Here is a 17,448-nt window from a genome sequence, read left to right as displayed (position 1 = left end):
GGCGCAGAGTTTTTTCGCGCGCCGGACGCATCCGGTCGCCAGCGGCCGTGTTGCGTCCAGCTGATCGAAACCAGGTTGCCGCCATCATGGCCTGGGCGAATGCGGCGGGGATTCGGCTATCGATTAGGTCGGGTGGGCACAGTTTTGATGGATTCCCTGTCCGTGACGACGGCGTATTGCTTGACCTGCGCGGATTGAGCGCGGTCCGATACGCCCCGTCGGGATACCTGCACGCGATGACGGGCGCGACCGTCGGCGACATTGCGCGCGCGCTGGATGGAACTGGGCGGGCGATGCCCATCGGCGAATGTCCCACCGTGGGCGTCGGCGGGTTAGTGCTTGGCGGCGGGTTTGGCCAATGCACTCGCCACTTCGGCCTCACCTCGGACTTCTTGGCCGAGGCGACGGTTGTCACTGCCAGTGGACAGATTCAGGTGACCAACGCCGTGACCAACGCAAATCTGTTCTGGGGGGTGCGTGGCGGCGCTGGTTGTGTAGGAATCGTCACGGAGCTGGTGTTTCACACCGTACCGATCCAGCAAGTGACAGGCGTGACTCTCGGCTGGCGTTGGGACGCGGCAGTCGAGGCGATTCTTCTGTTCACTCAATTGATGCACACGGCGCCGAGCGAACTCGATCTGCAACTCAGCATTCGAACGACAGGTGCGGACCGTTACGCCGACGAAGCAAGCGCCGGCCCTGCCGACGTGATTCCCGGCACGCCCCGAGTGCGTATCGATGGCCAGTTTCTCGGCAACCGAGACGACGCCCGCTCGCTCATGCGGCCACTGCTCGAGCACCCTGCTGCCTTGCATGCATCGATCCGCGAAGAATCGTTTTTCGATGCCGTGTTCGTCTCGAACGATTTTCTTCACGACCCGGCACCCGCGACCCTCCGTCCACACCGAATAGCCAGCGACATCGGCCGAGGTGCACTCGGTGCAGTCGAAGCGGCCGCCATCGTCCGACAGATCAACGAACTTCAATTCGCGCCCGAACTGCCTGGCGGCGCGGTGAGCATCGAGGCGATCAACGGTGCAGTTGCCGCATTCACGCCGCAGGAAACCGCCTTTTTCCACCGCGGGCAGGACTTTGTGTATCACTGGGCGCTGGGTGACCGGTTGCCGGCTGACGCGGGCCTCGCCGCCCGGCACGACGCCCTGTTGCAAGAAATCCGGCACGACCTTGCCGGCGTGTTGACAGGCGGGCGTTACGTCAACTATGCCGACATCTTGGACACGCCGAGCGACTGGTGGGGCGACAACACCGACCAGCTGATGTCCGTTGTTCAGGAGCACGATCCGGACCGCATCCTGATCTCCAGGCTTAACCCCTAATGGCCCTGGCCGGAGGCGGGACTGCGGTTAGAGGCTGTTCACATACTCGTGTGACTAAAGTGACTGGACATATCGGTGATCACGATCGGGCGTCGCGCAATGGCATGAGACGGAGCCCGCGGTAGCAGATGGACACCACATCCCCCTTGCTGCTGGGAGCCCCGTGAATGCCTGTCTACCTTGTCGAGTCCAGGCAAACCAGTTGCCCCGCTGCGGGTTGCCCATGTCGTGACAGAAACCGCGGTATCCCTGGGACCTCACCGACGAACAGTGGAATCTGCTGCGCTCAGAGGTTGAGGCGGTGATGGCGGATTCGACTGGTCGTCGCAACACCTCGATGTTGGAGGTGTTGAATGGTTTGTCGTCAGCAGGCAGCAGACCGGGTGATCCGGCCGAAGCTGCGATCGCCGGCGTGGCGTCGGCGGTCGGGGCACGCTGGTTCCACAACGCTTTGATGTGAAGTTCCCGTTGCCTGTCCTTCGCTGAGTGTGAGGAAATCGCGCTACTGCGGGTTCAGGGCAACGTGTTTGAGCAATCGTCCGGGCGATTCGGCGCGACCCGTCCACGATCTCACGGGAACTGCGCCGCAGCGCCGGTGTTCGCTACGGGAGCAGCGGTTTCCGGGCCTCGGTCGTGCTGTGGAAGGCCGATATGGCCGCATGTCGGCCCAAGACCGCGAAATTGGCCGCCAATCCGCAGCTGCATGATTATGTGCAGCAACGCCTTTCAGGGCAGATTAGCCACCCCGACGGCGGCATCATCGCCGGACCGCAACCGCCACGATTCACCGGCCGCAACAAGCCCCACCGCAAGGACCGACCGTGGTCGCTAGCGTGGAGCCCAGAGCAGATTGCCAACCGGCTCAAAGTCGATTTCCCCGAGGACAAGTCCATGCGTATCAGCCACGAAGCGATCTACCAATCGCTCTACATCCAGGGCCGGGGCGCGCTCAACTGGGAGCTGGTCTGGTGCCTACGCACCGGACGCGCACTGCACGCGCCTCGGGAACGATCACGACGCAAGACCTGGGCCCACGTCACCCGAGAGGCGGCGATCTAAGCCATACCTGCCACCCGAGGGTGATCAGGACCCTACGACAGCCCCGAAACACCCTTCCAACAAGTTAAGGAAGGCGATCTTCCCATCGGGCTCGAACGCTCTCGGCGATCGGCACCGTCGTCGAGCGTACGACCGGGTTCACCATGTTGATCCACTTGGCCCGCGAAGAAGGGCACCGGCACAAGCACTCGGTCAAGAACGGTCCGGCCCTGGCCGGCTACGGCGCAATAACGATGAAGGACGCCCTGGCAAACACCATGTCGACCCTGCCGCAGCAGCTCGTCCGGTCGCTGACCTGGGACCGCGGCAAGGAAATGTCCGCGCACGCCCAATTCAAAGTCGAGACCGGCATCCCTGTCTTCTTCGCCGACCCCCAGTCACCACGGCAACGCGGCACGAATGAAAGCACTAACGGCCTGCTGCGCCAATACTTTCCCAAACGCACCGACCTCCCGCGATGGTCTGCCGAGGAAATCGAGGCCGTCGCTCACGCCCTCAACACCAGACCACGCAAGACACTCGGCCGGAAGACACCGGCCGAAGCATTCAATGAACAGCTACTCTTGCTCCACCAAACCGGTGTTGCATCCACCGGTTGAACCCAGATAGAGAACAGATGATATCGACAACGAGTGGCCAGGTTGTCGCGCTGGCCCGCACCATGCGGGACCTGGTGCGGGCCGAAGCCGGCGAGTCCGAACGCCGGCGCACGCTCACCGACAAGATCGTCAACGAAATGTGGTCCACCGGACTGATGTCGGCATTCAATCCGACTGCGGCCGGAGGAACCGAGCCCGCGTTTGCCGAGATGATCGAGACATGGATCGAAATGGCCTGGCAGGATGGGTCGTTCGGTTGGATTGGGATCGCGAACCTGCCGTCGACGTTCGCCGCCGCCACGTATCTCCCCGACGACGGCTTCGCTGAGGTGTTCAGCGCCGCCGACAACCGAGTCACGATGGGCGGCCAGTTCTTCCCCAACGGGCAGGGAAGCGCCGTCGACGGCGGCTACCGACTGAGTGGATCGTGGAGCTTCGGCTCGGGGACCGGTCATGCGCAGTACATCGCGGCGGGCTTCTTCCCGATGGATGACGGTGAAATGCGCTGGATCCGTGAGGGTGTTCCGGACATGCAGGTGGCCGTGGTTCCGCGCGAGCAGATCACCTTCAATGACGGCTGGTTTGTGCAGGGGCTCAAAGGGACCGGTTCCTATGACTACAGTGCCGAGGACGTGTTCGTGCCGCAGGGCCGCACCTTTGGACTATTCGCCCGGGAGCCGCGACGGGGGAGTTCGCCGGCCACTCGGATGGGGCTGATGCCGGTGACCGCGGCCGGCCACGCCTCGTGGGCGCTGGGGGTCGCCAAGAGCATGCTTGACGATGTCACCGAACTTGCGGCGACGAAGTACCGGATGAGCGACATGGCCGCTCTGGCCAGTCGCCCCACTTTCCAGAAGGGCCTGGCCCATCACGTCGCGGCATGGCGCGCGGCGCGCCTGCTGGTCCTGGATGCCTTCACCACCGCCGAAGCCGCGGTCGGTGCCGGCCAGGAACTGACTCCTACGTTGCGTTCGGACATGCGCGCGGCGGCCGTCTTCGCCACCGATACCGCTCGAAGCTGCGCCGAATGGGCACATCTGGTGGCCGGAACGAGTTCAATCCGCGAGGGTAGCCGCCTCGAACGGGCGTTTCGTGACATGTACACCGGAACCCAGCACGCCTTCATCAGTGAGAAGGTCGCCATCGATTGCGCGCAGATCTGGCTCGGCATCGTCGAGGACCAGTTCGGACTCTGAGTTCACGCTCGATCCTCGGGGTGCGGAGGAAGATTTACCTGCTCGGCCAGTGATGTAATTTGGGTAAGAATTACCAATCTATCGCCGGAAATGGGTGTTGGATGAACGACCACGCTGTGGCTGCGTGGCTGGCCACCGAGGCAGGTCGCCTGCTGCTCGGAGTGCGGGAGGAGTTCGCCGAAGCCGAGGTTGCCCAGCGTAAGGCGGCGGGGGACAAGCGATCTCATGACTTTCTGATGGACAAGCTGGCCGCCGAGCGTCCCGGGGATGCGGTGCTCTCCGAGGAGGGTGCCGACGACCCCGTCCGGCTACGCAGCGAGCGAGTCTGGATCGTTGATCCGCTCGACGGCACCCGCGAATTCTCCGAACTCGGCCGCGTCGACTGGGCGGTGCATGTCGCGCTGTGGCAGGCCGGCCAGCTCGTCGCCGGGGCCGTGGCGCTCCCGGCGCAGGGCATCACCTTGGCGACACCACACGTCGAGCCACCCCCGGCGGCACCCGACAGGCCGCGCATCGTGGTTTCGCGGACTCGTCCACCGGCCATCGCGCTGGCTGTGCGCGACGCGTTGGATGGCACCTTGGTGGAAATGGGCTCCGCCGGGGCCAAGGTGGCATCGGTCGTGCAGGGCTTGGCCGATGTGTATGTCCATGCCGGCGGGCAGTTCGAGTGGGACTCGGCCGCCCCGGTGGCGGTGGCCCGATCCGCTGGGCTGCATACGTCTCGTATCGACGGGTCGGCATTGACCTACAACCGGCCGGACCCCAAGCTTCCCGATTTGGTGGTATGCCGCCCCGAGCTCGCTACCGCCGTGCTGGCTGCTACCGGCTGAGACTTGCCCGTGGCGTCGCTACGATTTCGTCTGCTTCGGAAGAACTTTCGCCAGGATGCTGGATGCGACATTGCCGGCCACAATCAGCGCGATCGCGGCGAGGGAGTCAACCGAGTTGGTGAGCAGACCCGCAATTCCGGTGACCGTGAGGAAGGACGGCAACCAGCCGACAGTCTGTAGGACGGAGGGAACCAGCGCCGGCTCGCCGTTGGCCAAATCGAACTTGGCGGCGGCGTAGTCCGGGTAGAAGTCGGTAATCGCCGCCGCGAAGAAGATCGCCGCCAATTGAAGGATCCACCCGGTCCAGAAGTTGGTGCCGTCATGCCACAAGTAGTCGCCGATGAAGCCGACGGTTCCCGCAAAGGTGAAGGCGCCCGCCCACACGATGGTGATCACCGTGTTGATCTTTTTGAATAGGGGGCTGTCCCAATGCTCCGGTGGCGTGGTGTCTTTGGCGTAGGCCATGGTGAATGGCCGTCTGATCAGCAGGGTGAGCCAGGCAAAACAGGCTAGGGCGGCGTTGGTGAGCTCCCCGGACCACAACTCGAGCCACCGGATTGCGTTGTCGGTCGCGAACAGGCCGACGACCAACATGGCGCCGAAGAACGCGGTGCCGAAGACCTCGAGGGCGTGAACCCTGACGCCACGGCTGAGGCCGGCAAGCATCACCAGCGCGGAGAGCCCCAACGCGCCGGCCGCCGCCAGCTCGAAGCGCCCCGGTCCGGACAAGATTGCTAGCAGTGCCCATGGGGCGATTCCCGCAAGCGGCGAGCGAAGGAACCCATCGAGGGCGCGTGCGGGGCTGAAGACCTTGGCCGGTGGCCGATCCGGCTGCTTGTCGTTGTCGACGCTGCAGAAGGCAGGCACACTCGGGCGGGCACTTTGAATCACCTGTACTCCTTACGTTTCCGACGTTCCAATATCGACATGTCAAAAGTGACATGTCGATATTGGCATGGCATTGGTGACATGTCAAAAATGGAGGGTTAGTATGGTTGGGTGAGCCTGCGACATGCGGCGTTGGGGCTGCTCTCCCAGGAGCCGGGAAGTGGATATGACCTGCTAAAGCGGTTTCAGCTGTCGATGAACAACGTCTGGCCAGCAACGCAGAGTCAGCTCTACAGTGAGCTTAACAAGCTGGCTGCTGCCGGACTAATCAAGTCCTCGGACCTGGGGCCACGGGGGCGCAAGGAGTACGCGATCACTGACGCGGGACGCGCCGAACTCTACCGATGGATGACTTCGCCGCAGCAGGACCCACCGGTCCGCAATGCCGCGCTGCTGCGGGTCTTCCTGCTCGGCCAGCTAGATCCCAGTCAAGCCCGTAGCTACCTGGAATCGTTGTTGTCTTTGTCCGAGCAGGAAAAGACGCACTACGAACGGATCCGCGACGCCTACGACTGGGCTGAGGATGACGACTCCTTCTTTGCCCGGGCCGCGCTGGAGCAAGGGTTGCGGTGGGCCCAACAGGAAATCGAATGGGCCAAGTGGGTCATTGCCGGGTTGGACCAGCGCAGCGGCGTCGCGCCGGCGGGGCAAGGCTGACGGCTACCGCAGCTCGTCGAGCGCCTTGCCCATCCGCGTCACTGCCTCAGTCAGAATGGCCTGGGACGTAGCGAAATTCATGCGCACGTGCCCGTCTCCGCCGGTTCCGAACACGTGGCCCGAACTCAACGCCACTCGGGCGTGATCGAGGAACCAGCTGGCCGGCCCGGATAGATCTGACACCACCGCAAGACCGGACGCATCCTGCTCGGAAATTCCGAGGTCTCGACAGTCCAGCCAGGCCAGGTAGGTGCCCTGCGGCCATCGCAGCCGCACCCCGGGAAGCTGCGCGTCCACCAGATCGCTCAACAACGTGCGGTTTGCGTCCAGTCCGGCCAGCAGCGCGTCAAGCCAGTCGCCGCCGGTTCGGAACGCTTCGGTGTGCGCAATGATGCCCAGGTGACTCGGCCCGTGGCTGACCTCTTCCGGCATCCGGCGTAGATCGGCGGCGGCCTCCGGACCGGCAACAGCCAACGCCGCCTTGACGCCACCCAGATTCCACGCCTTGGTGGCCGATGTCAGCGACAGCGCATTCTCGGAGCCGGGCACCGTCAGGTACGGGGTGAAACGTGCTCCGGAAAAGACCAGGGGAGCATGAATCTCGTCCGACACCACCCGCACGTCATATCGACGGGCGCGTTCGGCGACGCCGCGCAGTTCGTCGCAGCTGTGCACGGCACCGGTCGGATTGTGGGGATTGCACAACAGGTAAGCCACGTTGCCACCTGCGCGGCGCGCGTGAGCGAAGGCCTCTTCCAGCGCGTCCGGGTCGATCCGGCCATCAGTGCCCAGCGGCGCTTCGACCACCCTTCGGCCGTCGTGTGACACGAATGCGTAGAACGGGGCGTACACCGGTGAATTGACGATCACGGTGTCACCGCGATCGGTGACCAGACGCAGCATCTCAACGATGCCCATCATCACGTCCGGGACGATCGCCGTCCGGCCGACCTCCAGGTCGTGCCATTGCCAACGCAGCGCGGCGAATTCGGCAAGGGCTTCGGCATATGCGGTGCCGTAGGGGTATCCGGTATCGCCGTTGTCGACCGCTCGATGAAGCGCGGCGGCCACCGTGGGTGCCAGGTTCACGTCCATCTCCGCCACCCATAAGGGCAAGACATCGGCCGGGTGCGCACGCCACTTCATGCTTGTCCGGGTGCGTAGTTGCTCGAGTGTCAGTTGCTCGAGCGGGTTGGGGTTCATGGGCGATTACGTTAGCGGGCTGTGCGGTACCGACCGCACCGGACGTGGCTTGGGCGGTGCCACCTGGCTAGTAGTCGTAGCGGGCGATGACCGGTCCGCCCCGACCGCCATCGCCGTCGTCAGATACCAAGGCGGGCACCATTTCACTGGTGACCAATCCATGTTCGCGGGTCAATTCGTCAACCACTTCGAATGATTCGGCGATGTTGGTCGGGGTATCGATCACGATGGTGACGACCGGCACTTGGCGGCCCAGTGCGAACAGCTTGTCGCCGTGGGGCTGATGTTCGCCGTTGAAGCCCCAGATGCCGCGCAGCACGGTAGCCCCGTCGGGCCTCCGGCGCCGGTATAGGCGTCGCACGATGGCCCGGTGAATGGGAACCCCGTCGTGCCGGGCCGATTCGGAGGTGTAGATCATCAGCTTCTGCCACAGCGGCAGACCGTGTTCGTCGGCTGCGGGCAGGGCATGGGGACGGCCCAGCAGTTCACCGTCACGCTTGCAAACCCGAACTCGTTCGAGCGTGATCAGTGGACGGCGCAATAGCCCACCGAGCTCCGGCAGTACCCGACGGATGCGATCGCCCGAGCCAACGGCAATGATCATCATCGGGACGTCGGCGTTACGGCCGAAGAACATGGCGCGTTGCCGCCGCCCGTGCGCGGTGCCGTCAACACCCAGGAAAACCGAGGCACCAGCCAGTTGGCGTCGGTACATCAGATCGCAGATGGCCAGATAGGCGGGCATACCGTAGGCGCGTTCTTTGCGGCCAACGTAGACGGTCAACTTGGCGGCTTCGTGAAGTTGCTCTGACAATTCCAGTGGTGGCAGGTCCCCGCGCACCATGCGGGCGCGCTCGAGAGTGAGCAGCCCTCGTTGCTTGATGGCAAGCACCGGGTCGAGTAATGCCTCGATTTTGGGCCTACGGTCGGTACCGATGATCACCACGGGCGGATCCTCGGAGAGGGTCAGCGACTGGTCGGTCCGCAGGTGGCGCCCCGTCCCGAATCCACCGGCTCCGCGCAGCACGACGCTGGACGCGATGTTGTGTTCTTGGTAGAGGCTGAGCAGCACATCGGCCAGGAAGCCGTCGTCGGTTCGGCGCCGCTCACCCAAGTAGGCGCTCACCTTGAGGCAATCGTCATCCATGCCGGCCCCTGAAGCCGTGCTGCCTAGGAGTTTTCATGCCGCAGCGCCGCCGCTGCAACCGATGTTCGCCTCGTGGGCATCGGGTCGGTGTGTGCCTATGGGATGACCACCGTTGCGGCGCAGCTCGATTCGGGCCACGCGCGGCGCGGGACGAGCGCGGGAGTTTGGATATGCCACCTGGGACTCCTTTGTTCGCAGGTGCCATCAGCCGGCTGGCGGTTCAGAAGTCGAGCTTCCTGGCGAGCCCCATCGCCGCTGCTAGTTAACCGACGGCCTCTCGGTGGGTCAAGTCCGAATCCGATGGCCCGTCGGTCCCGCGACTACTCAGCCGGTGCGATCCCAGAGCGGCGAGGTTGACTACCACCATGTTGTTGTCGATGGGATGCCCGTTTTTGCTCAGACCGTCCACCACGGTGCGATAACCCTTCCCGTGCAGTACCGCCTGATAACGGTGGTGAAAGTGTCCGTGCCAAAGCCGACCCGGGCGGACGGCGTCGACAACGCAGCGCAGCCGCTCGCGATGCAGCTCGGACCGACGCAGCTCGAGTTCCGGGAACCCGCGCCGGTCGCGCGCCGCGCTGGGAACGGTGATTCCGGCCGGGCAGTCGTGACAAAACATGGCATCGGCTTCTCCGGCGGCCGCGGCCGCATTCGCCTGGCGCATGGTCAGTAGCTCCTGCTCCCACCAGGAGCGGCCCCGCTTGCGTAGGAAACGGTCGATCGAATAGGCGCCACCGAGGGCCAGACACCGGGTCTGGCCCCATAGCCAACGAAAACCCCGCGGCAGGTGCACGAGGTGGGCACGCAGGTATCGCAGACCGTCCGGGTCGATGGGCCAACCAAGCAATCTTTCGAAGTTCTCGTGGTTGCCGTCGACGAACCCCAAGACCATCCCGCACCGGTCCAAAGCTTCTTCGAGCGAATCCAGATACTCGTCGGTGAAGTTATAGCCGAAATCGCCGAGCTGAATCAGCACTGTCGCTTCGCGTTTGGCGGCGTGCTCGATCGCGCCGACGGCGTACTTGGCGTCGGAATGCCAATCGCCGGCGATCGCGACTCGCAACGGTTGGGCTAGAAAGGACCGCGTAGTCGGCTGTCGCAGCATCTGAGAATCCGGTGAGCCGTTCATGGACCGCCCTCCTAGCTCTGCGATCGAGCCGCCCAACGGCAGTCATCGAGTCCCAAAGACTCGTTGGCATCTAGTCGCCGGGTATGGACGAGGCCACCGCCGATTTTGCTTTCGAGGGTACGCGGCAAAATCTGGACGGGTCAACCGTGCGGCATTAGCCCCCACCCGGTCTCGGTGGCTGCCGGTCTGCCGAATCTATTCCCAGCGCTCGCAAGTGGCGGGTCGGCATCTTTGCGGGCCGCGTCGAGCATCGGTAACCTTGGTGGTATCGCAGTGAAGTTCGCTGCAATCTCGCTGCAGGTGCCGGACTTGGCCGGTCCGTTGCGATGCGCCAATGCCCGGCAAGGCATCGTGCAGCGGGATTCAGGTCGGCCAGCCCCGATCAAAGGCGGTGTGAGCCAATGAAATTGCTAATCGCGGTAGTAGGCGTGTGCGCCGCGGTCGTATTCGGTGCGCCGGTGTGGGTTGCCGGTGTTGCCCGCGCCGGCGATGATGTCGGATTTCTGGTCGCTTTGCAGCGGATCGGTATCACCTATCCCAGCCCAGCCCAAGCGATCGATGCCGCCCGAGCGGTGTGCGTGTGCCTGGATCGTGGTGAATCCGGTCTGGCCGTGGTTCAGGAAGTGACGGCGCGCAACCCCGGCTTCGACATGGACGCTGCCGCGCACTTCGCGGTCATCTCGGCGACCTACTATTGCCCGCATCACCTCGCCGTGACCTGACGTGGCCCAAGGGTGGTAGTAGCGCAGCGGCGCGGGCGGCACCGAAACATCGCCCTGTGGCCCACTTTCGGCTAAGCGGGACCATCGCATTGATCGACCAGAACCGCGCCATCGGCCCGGTCTCCGAGCGTCTGCAGGGCAACGTCCCCGCCCGCGGCGGTGACACGCACGATCTCGGCTAGCTCCGCCGGGGCGTCGCATTGCAGGTAATGGTCGGCGGTGGGAACCACCCAGTAGCGGCTTCGGCCGGGTTGGTTCTTCAGATACGCCTGCCATACATGGTTGGGGACACGCAGCGGCGCGACGGTGTCGTGCAGTCCCCACACCAACGTGGTGTTGACGGTTATCGTGGAAAGTGATTCAAGCCAATGGGTTTCACCTGCAGCACGTTCATGCAGATACTGAATTGTGTCTGGTAGTGCCTGGATTCCATCGTTATGCGCAAAACACCTTGCCAAAGCGGTGATCTCGGGATCTTCCAGTGCCCTGCGTGGCATGAAGGTACTCGCACCGAGTCCGGCCGCCAGTAGCTCGGGCGTCGTCGCGGCTGCGGTGGCTCGTGCCGTCGCGGGGTCGAGCAGCGCGGTTTGGAATGCGGTGAGGTTCGACAGCGGAAGGTAGATGTTGGCGTTGGTGATGATGAGGTCGATGGGCAGCGCCGGTGGATCCTCGGCGGCCAGCATTCCCAGTGCGATCATGCCGACGCTGCTGCCGCGGTCGTGGGTGAGCATCCGGAACTCGGTGAGCTTCCAGACCCGTCTGATCGCGTGAACGAGCAGACGGGCATCGTCATACAACGAGTAGACGTAAGGTTGCCGCGGCTTGTCGGACAGCCCGTAGCCGGGGAAGTCCAGCACATAGATGTCGAACTCCGAGCCTAGTTCGCGCGCCAATGCGAAGTAGTCGATGCTGGAGGTTGGGAAGCCGTGAACCAGGACCAGGGCTGGCGCGTCGGGTGTGCCACAACGGCGGGTGAACACCGTGACCTCGGCATCGGCATTGGCGGCAGTGGTTGAACGCCAGCGTAATGTCGAAGCACCGCTTTGCCATTCGGCGAAGATGTCCAAGACCATTCTCCTGTGCACTATTCCAACCACCGCGGGTGTGCCCGGCGGCGGCTTACCCGAAGTTCACGATTGCCAGCAAGACCGGAAGCTGCTTGGTGCGAGGCTCCGGGGCCGCGAGCCGGTCAGGTCCGAAGAAGGAGCCGCTGAGGTAGTTGTCGGCATCCCAGATGGTCGCCGGGCTGACCTGTCCCTGGTAGCTGAAGGTGTCCAGCACGTAGGGCAGTGCATCGGCTTCCAGCAGCGAAGGGCCGTCCATCAGCTGGAAGTGCAGATGTGGGGCGTTCGAATTGCCGGTATTGCCCAGCTTCGCGATCTCCTGGCCCTTTTTCACCTTGTCGCCCGGTTTGACCAGCAGCGAGCCTTTGATGAGGTGGGCATACATCGCATACGCGCCACCGCCGATGTCGAGGACAATGTGGTTGCCATCGACGTTGTCCACCGTTATCTTCGCCGCCAATGCCGGATCCGATGCCGGCAGGATGCCCGGCACGTTGGCTTCCATGTCATCGAGCGTCGAGGTCACGGTGCCGTCGGCCACCGCATACACGCTGCTGCCGTAGGAGACATAGCTGTCGTTGTTGGTCTTGTCGCCGGCGAAAAAGTTGCCCTGGTCGTTCGTTCTCATCCAGTCGATGGCGAAGCGCTGGCTGTTGTTCAGCTTCATGTTCAGCGGGAGGATGGAGTCGCGATGGGCCCAACCCGGTTCACAGCAGCCGTTGAACGCCACCCAGTTGTTGCCGCGCAGCGGCGGACTGATCACCCGCGGCGTGCCGGCCGAGATGTCGAACGGCGCACCCAGGGTGTCCAAGGGGCCGGATTCGGCGCTTGAGCCAGGGGCAGTCACCCCGGTGCCATGCAGCCGCAGCATCACCGCCTTGGGGAACTGCGCCAACTTGTCGAACGTGAAGTCAAGCAGCAGCGCACGTGATCCTTGTGGTGGGATGGTGAAATCGGTTGACGGTCTTCCGGTCAGCTGTCGCAGCCGGTTGCAGTTTCCATAGCTGCACTTGGGGTCGACCAACTGGGTACCCGAGAACGAGGCGAGCACCTTGCTGGGGTCCTGGGCGTCGACTACATCGACGCTGGTGAGGGCCGCCGGAGCCCCGGTCGCGTTGGTGATCTGCACGTCGTACGCCAGGTGGTACTTGCCGTCGGTGCCGGGGAACGGAAACGTCGGCCGGCTGATTGGCGCGATGGTCAACGGTGTGAACGCGTCGGGAACCGTTACTCCCTCGAGCGCGTTGCTTGTGCCGTTGGCGTTGGTCGAAGCGCCTTCGGCACCAGTGGTACTCGATGAGCATGCGGCAACGCAGAGTGCTAACCAGAAGACAGCCAACGACTTCCAGAACGGACTGCGCGCCCGGCGTCGTGGTTGCTCGTATGCCATCAGATATGCCTCCTTGGTTGACGCCGGACTCCGTGATTCTAGCCCCGATCCATCGATTCGCCGTGTGTTCTGGGGGTGGGTTCGGTACGCGAAATGACTTGTATTGGTGGGAGAATAGGATCTTTTCAAGATCACATTGGGGTCAGCACGAAGGGCATCTCGTTTTATATCAAAACGCGAACCCCAGGTATTCAGTCGGTGGATCGAGGCTTAGTAGCTGTGACGCCGCTTTTCTTGATCCGCAGCCGCAGACCGTCGATATAGAGGATCGGAGACACTTCGTTCAGCGGCAGGATTGCCGGCCTTGATCTCCTCTGCGACGACCTAGGTGATGTTGGAGATCAACTCCCGAAACGCCGACGCCCCGTACACCTCCGCTGGATGAGCCTCGATGTCGTGGGTCGTCATGCCGCGCGAATAGAGTTACAACACAACGGAATTGATGTTTTTGAGCCAGTTGGTCTTCTTCGGTACGGTCGCCGGCTCGAACGAGCTGTTGCGGTCACGGGGTGCATCGATGCGCACAGGATCGTTGATCGTGCTCACCGTCTTGGGCGTGGTGCCATTACGGGAATTGCTCGTGACACGCCCGGCGGGATCACCTGCCTGATAGCCCAGGTGATGGGTCAGCTCCGAATTCAGCGCCCGCTCCAACACACCCTTGGCCAGCTCATTGAACAAACCATCGGCCCGTCGATCGGGGTCCCGTCTTTGACCGCCCTTGATCAACGAATTCACTGTCTCCGCCAAAAACGTCTCGGTCAACCGGCGCGCGGCCGACTTCTCGGCAGCTGGTCGGTAGCGATAATGCCCGAATAACTTGACCGACCACGAAGCATCCGGCATCGCGCTAAACACACCGCGGAACACAACGGCAACCATCCGTGCCGAGAACCCGCAAGGCTGCCGACCGCGCCAATAGTGTTGTGCCGCTAGGGCAACCCGTTGAGCCCGTTTTGGCCCAAAAGGCTTCCGCCGGTCCCGCCGGTGCCGCCATCGCCGTTGGGGTCGCCGATTCCGCCGTTGGCGCCATTACCGCCGACACCGATCAGCACCGCATTGCCACCAACGCCGCCGGCACCACCTCTACCGGAGCTGGCCAACGACTCTCCACCGGATCCACCGGATCCGCCGGTACCCAACAGTTGCCCGCCGGTGCCGCCGGCACCGCCGTCTCCCGCGTCTCCGGCGCCCGGACTGAAGAGGCCGCCGGCACCGCCGGCCCCGCCGGGCCCGCCGAAGCCGAGCCCACCGGCCGCACCGCCCGCCCCACCGGCCCCACCGTCAACCCGGCCGGTGCCGCCGAACCCGCCGGCACCGGCGCTGGAGAACAACAATCCGGCCGCACCGCCGGCACCGCCGGCACCGCCGTTGTCCACTTGGCCGAATCCGCCGGTGCCACCAACCCCGCCGGCGCCGTAACACAGCCCGCCATTACCCCCGATCCCGCCGAGACCCCCTGTCCCTCCGTATCCACCGGTGCCGCCGGCCCCGCCCGGACCGCCGAACATTCCAGCGTTGCCGCCGGCCCCACCATTACCGCCGGATCCACCAACACCGTCCCAGCGGAATCCAAACCCACCGCCACCGCCGTCCCCGCCCCCGGCACCGACCAGCCCGCCCAGCAGCCCGCCGGCCCCACCAGCCCCACCAGACCCACCCGTCGAAGCGGGCCCGCCACCAGGACCGGTGACGCCGCCGAACCCGCCAATTCCGCCGTTCCCGCCTGCACCAAGCAGCCCGCCGGGGCCGCCGGCGCCGCCGGCCCCGCCGCCCGCACCGGTGTTGAATGAAAACGGACTGTAGTAACCACCGGAGCCGCCGTTCCCACCGGCGCCGGACAACCACCCGCCGGCCCCGCCGGCCCCACCGGTGCCGCCGGCCCCCAATTCTGGGCTAAGAACGATGTAGCCGCCGCCGGCCCCACCGGTGCCTCCGGCACCAACGAGCCCAGCGGCCCCGCCGTCGCCGCCGGCCATGCCGTTGTAAGCGCCAGAGCCACCGGCCCCCCCGTCACCGAGCAGCCACCCACCCGGGGTGCCATCTGCACCGCTGAAGGCGGCGCCGGGGGTGCCGTTGCCAATCAGCGGGCGCTCAGTGGCGGCCTGAACCGGCGCATTGATCGCGTTGAGCGCATCTTGTCGCAGGATGTGCAGCGGTGAGGTCCCAGGCGGAGCGTTAAAACCATCCAGCCCTAGCAACAGCCCACTGCCCCCTCCGGCGCCGATGCCACCGGGCGTGCCGATGACAGCGCCTCCGCCCACTCCGGCGTTGCCGCCGTTGCCGATCCAGACCCCGTTACCGCCGTTCCCGCCATCACCACCGATGAAGCCGGCCCCGCCGGCCCCGCCGGCACCCCCGTTGCCGATCAACAGGCCGGCGCTGCCCCCCGCCCCCCCATCTCCTCCGGCCGCGGGGAACACACCGCCGAAGGTGTCAAACCAGCTTTCGCCACCGGCCCCTCCGACACCGCCATCGGAGAACAACAGCCCACCATTCCCGCCAGCCCCACCTGGCCCACCGCTCGAGAGGCCGAAGCCGCCTTGCCCGCCGGCGCCGCCGGTGGAAAACAGCAACCCACCGTCACCTCCGACCCCACCGGCCCCACCGACCCCACCAAAGGTGAAGTCGCTTTGGCCGCCGGCCCCGCCCGCCCCACCGGAGCCGAACAATCCGGGAACGCCGAGCAGCCCGCCGGCATGACCGCCGGCCCCACCGGCCCCCCCTGCAAGACCGCTATAGCCACCGGCACCGCCGGACCCGCCCGGCCCACCGAGCAACCCGGCATTGCCGCCGGCCCCACCAGCACCCCCTGCTGCGCTTCCCAACCCTCCGGTGCCGCCGTCGCCGCCACCGGCGCCGAAAAACCCGGCCAGCGGCCCCCCGGACCCTCCAGCACCACCAGCGCCACCAATGCCACCAGTGGCAAAGATAGAGTTGCTCCCGCCGACCCCGCCGTGCCCGCCCGCACCGAACAACCCGCCAGCGCCACCCACGCCACCAGCCCCACCCGAAGCAGCGTCTTGGGTAGTCGCCCCGCCGGCGCCACCGACCCCACCATTACCCCACAACCAACCTCCAGCGCCCCCGACACCGCCAGCCCCACCATTACCCGATGTCGACCCGCCCCCAGCCCCACCGGCGCCACCGACACCCAACAACCCTGCCGCCCCACCATTACCCCCGCGCTGCCCCGGCGCGCCCGACCCGCCGGCCCCACCGTTACCGAGCAACCAGCCCCCAGCACCACCATCAGCCCCGCTACCCGGTGCCCCGCTAGCCCCGTTACCGATCAACGGTCGCTCCGTCAACGCCACACTTTGGGCATTGATCACCGCCAATAGCTGCTGCAGCGGCCCCGCATTGGCGGCTTCCGCGGCCGCATACGCACCCCCGGCCCCCTCCAGCGCCTGCGTAAACTTCCGATGAAACGCTCCAACCTGCACACTCAGGTTCTGATATGCCTGTGCATGCGCCGAAAACAACGCCGCAATCCCTACCGACACCTCATCACCAGCGGCAGCCGCAATCTCCGTCGTCTGCGCCGCAACCGCAGCATTGGCCTCATCCAGCGTCGCACCCAACGCTGCCACCTCACCCGCGGCCGCTACCACGAACTCCGGCGCCACCAACACCGCCATCACACCCTTTCACCAGGCTGGACCCGGCCAGCAAAGGCTTCGGCAACAGGAGTAATCGGAGACTATCAACGAAGAGGTCAACCCATCACCGGATTTAGTGACATTTCAATTCAAACCCGAGCAACCCGAAACCGGCGGGCCCCAATCAGCACGCAAACACCAAACGCCCCTTGCCAGCGGGTCCGATACATACCAACCAACCCACGAAGCAACCAGCATCGCATTCAACACCACAGCCCAGCTCGATGATCTGCGCGCGCAACTATTGGCTGGCGCGCAACCACTGGCTGGTATGTGAATCGAAGATGACCGGGCACGGCGAAGCGATCCGGCATTAGCCTCGAGTTTTTGCGCGACCAGCAGGCCGGAGGTGACTATGTAAGTCGTCTGTTGTCGTAAGCTGATCGTCGCTTGCCGGCGGGAGTCCCGTTCAGGTAGCTGTCAGGAGGCCCGGCAGCAGACTGGCGGCTCGGTCTGGAAACGGATCGGCCCGAAGCCCGGTGTCGAAAGCTCTTGAAGGGGGAGCGACTTAGCGATCCGCACCATGACACGAAGCCTGCGGCGTCTTTAGAGGTCCGTCCGCCTG

At 64.8% G+C, this 17,448-nt stretch carries 12 protein-coding genes, 2 pseudogenes and 1 riboswitch; of the genes and pseudogenes, 6 read left to right on the top strand and 8 right to left on the bottom strand.

Annotated elements, in window-relative coordinates:
• Positions 1 to 47: 47 nt before the first annotated feature.
• The 4 genes and pseudogenes from CCUG20998_RS16715 to CCUG20998_RS16700 all read left to right on the top strand — a co-directional run bounded on the left by CCUG20998_RS16715 (position 48) and on the right by CCUG20998_RS16700 (position 5,021).
• Positions 48 to 1,337: an FAD-binding oxidoreductase gene (locus tag CCUG20998_RS16715; RefSeq protein ID WP_020730506.1), complete on the top strand. Its 1,290-nt coding sequence runs from the start codon at positions 48 to 50 to the stop codon at positions 1,335 to 1,337.
• A 337-nt stretch (positions 1,338 to 1,674) separates the two neighbouring features.
• Positions 1,675 to 2,995, top strand: a pseudogene (locus CCUG20998_RS29315) (IS30 family transposase).
• 17 nt (positions 2,996 to 3,012) lie between these two features.
• Positions 3,013 to 4,191 (top strand): acyl-CoA dehydrogenase family protein, encoded by a 1,179-nt coding sequence (locus CCUG20998_RS16705; protein WP_020725782.1) that lies wholly within the window; start codon positions 3,013 to 3,015, stop codon positions 4,189 to 4,191.
• 101 nt (positions 4,192 to 4,292) lie between these two features.
• Positions 4,293 to 5,021 (top strand): 3'(2'),5'-bisphosphate nucleotidase CysQ, encoded by a 729-nt coding sequence (locus CCUG20998_RS16700; protein ID WP_020725781.1) that lies wholly within the window; start codon positions 4,293 to 4,295, stop codon positions 5,019 to 5,021.
• Between the two features lie 18 nt (positions 5,022 to 5,039).
• On the opposite strand, the gene CCUG20998_RS16695 is transcribed toward CCUG20998_RS16700, so the two are convergent.
• Positions 5,040 to 5,912, bottom strand: coding sequence for a DUF3159 domain-containing protein (locus CCUG20998_RS16695; RefSeq protein ID WP_012395093.1), 873 nt, complete (start codon positions 5,910 to 5,912; stop codon positions 5,040 to 5,042).
• Between the two features lie 108 nt (positions 5,913 to 6,020).
• Between CCUG20998_RS16695 and CCUG20998_RS16690 the strand changes: the two genes are divergently transcribed.
• Entirely contained in the window at positions 6,021 to 6,566 is a 546-nt protein-coding gene (locus CCUG20998_RS16690; protein WP_020725779.1) for a PadR family transcriptional regulator, read from the top strand.
• Between the two features lie 3 nt (positions 6,567 to 6,569).
• Here the strand turns inward: CCUG20998_RS16690 and CCUG20998_RS16685 are convergent, their stop codons facing one another.
• The 3 genes from CCUG20998_RS16685 to CCUG20998_RS16675 all read right to left on the bottom strand — a co-directional run bounded on the left by CCUG20998_RS16685 (position 6,570) and on the right by CCUG20998_RS16675 (position 10,045).
• Positions 6,570 to 7,769 (bottom strand): MalY/PatB family protein, encoded by a 1,200-nt coding sequence (locus CCUG20998_RS16685; protein WP_020730511.1) that lies wholly within the window; start codon positions 7,767 to 7,769, stop codon positions 6,570 to 6,572.
• A 67-nt stretch (positions 7,770 to 7,836) separates the two neighbouring features.
• Positions 7,837 to 8,916 (bottom strand): DUF190 domain-containing protein, encoded by a 1,080-nt coding sequence (locus CCUG20998_RS16680; RefSeq protein WP_012395090.1) that lies wholly within the window; start codon positions 8,914 to 8,916, stop codon positions 7,837 to 7,839.
• A gap of 188 nt (positions 8,917 to 9,104) precedes the next feature.
• Positions 9,105 to 9,179: riboswitch (Fluoride riboswitch) on the bottom strand.
• The gene (locus CCUG20998_RS16675; RefSeq protein WP_020730512.1) at positions 9,179 to 10,045 is read right to left on the bottom strand and encodes a hypothetical protein; all 867 of its coding nucleotides are present in this window, start codon (positions 10,043 to 10,045) and stop codon (positions 9,179 to 9,181) included. Its footprint overlaps the riboswitch before it by 1 nt.
• A gap of 401 nt (positions 10,046 to 10,446) precedes the next feature.
• Here CCUG20998_RS16675 and CCUG20998_RS16670 point away from each other — a divergent pair, with 401 nt between their 5' ends.
• Complete coding sequence (locus CCUG20998_RS16670) at positions 10,447 to 10,767, top strand: DUF732 domain-containing protein (RefSeq protein WP_036456339.1); 321 nt, start codon at positions 10,447 to 10,449, stop codon at positions 10,765 to 10,767.
• A gap of 71 nt (positions 10,768 to 10,838) precedes the next feature.
• Here the strand turns inward: CCUG20998_RS16670 and CCUG20998_RS16665 are convergent, their stop codons facing one another.
• From CCUG20998_RS16665 to CCUG20998_RS16650, 4 genes and pseudogenes are all read right to left on the bottom strand, one after another.
• Positions 10,839 to 11,834 carry an alpha/beta fold hydrolase gene (locus tag CCUG20998_RS16665; protein ID WP_036456620.1) on the bottom strand — a complete coding sequence of 332 codons (996 nt, stop codon included), beginning with the start codon at positions 11,832 to 11,834 and terminating at the stop codon, positions 10,839 to 10,841.
• 52 nt (positions 11,835 to 11,886) lie between these two features.
• A complete protein-coding gene (locus tag CCUG20998_RS16660; RefSeq protein WP_020730516.1) occupies positions 11,887 to 13,221 on the bottom strand; it encodes a M23 family metallopeptidase in 1,335 nt (444 codons plus the stop codon).
• A gap of 209 nt (positions 13,222 to 13,430) precedes the next feature.
• Positions 13,431 to 13,986: pseudogene (locus CCUG20998_RS29410) on the bottom strand (transposase); the annotation flags it as partial.
• A gap of 167 nt (positions 13,987 to 14,153) precedes the next feature.
• The gene (locus tag CCUG20998_RS16650) at positions 14,154 to 16,862 is read right to left on the bottom strand and encodes a PE family protein (protein WP_038580024.1); all 2,709 of its coding nucleotides are present in this window, start codon (positions 16,860 to 16,862) and stop codon (positions 14,154 to 14,156) included.
• Between the last annotated feature and the right edge of the window lie 586 nt (positions 16,863 to 17,448).

The sequence above is a fragment of the Mycobacterium marinum genome (assembly GCF_003391395.1).
Classification (GTDB): Bacteria; Actinomycetota; Actinomycetes; order Mycobacteriales; family Mycobacteriaceae; genus Mycobacterium; species Mycobacterium marinum.
This window is presented reverse-complemented; position numbering and strand designations above follow the sequence as displayed.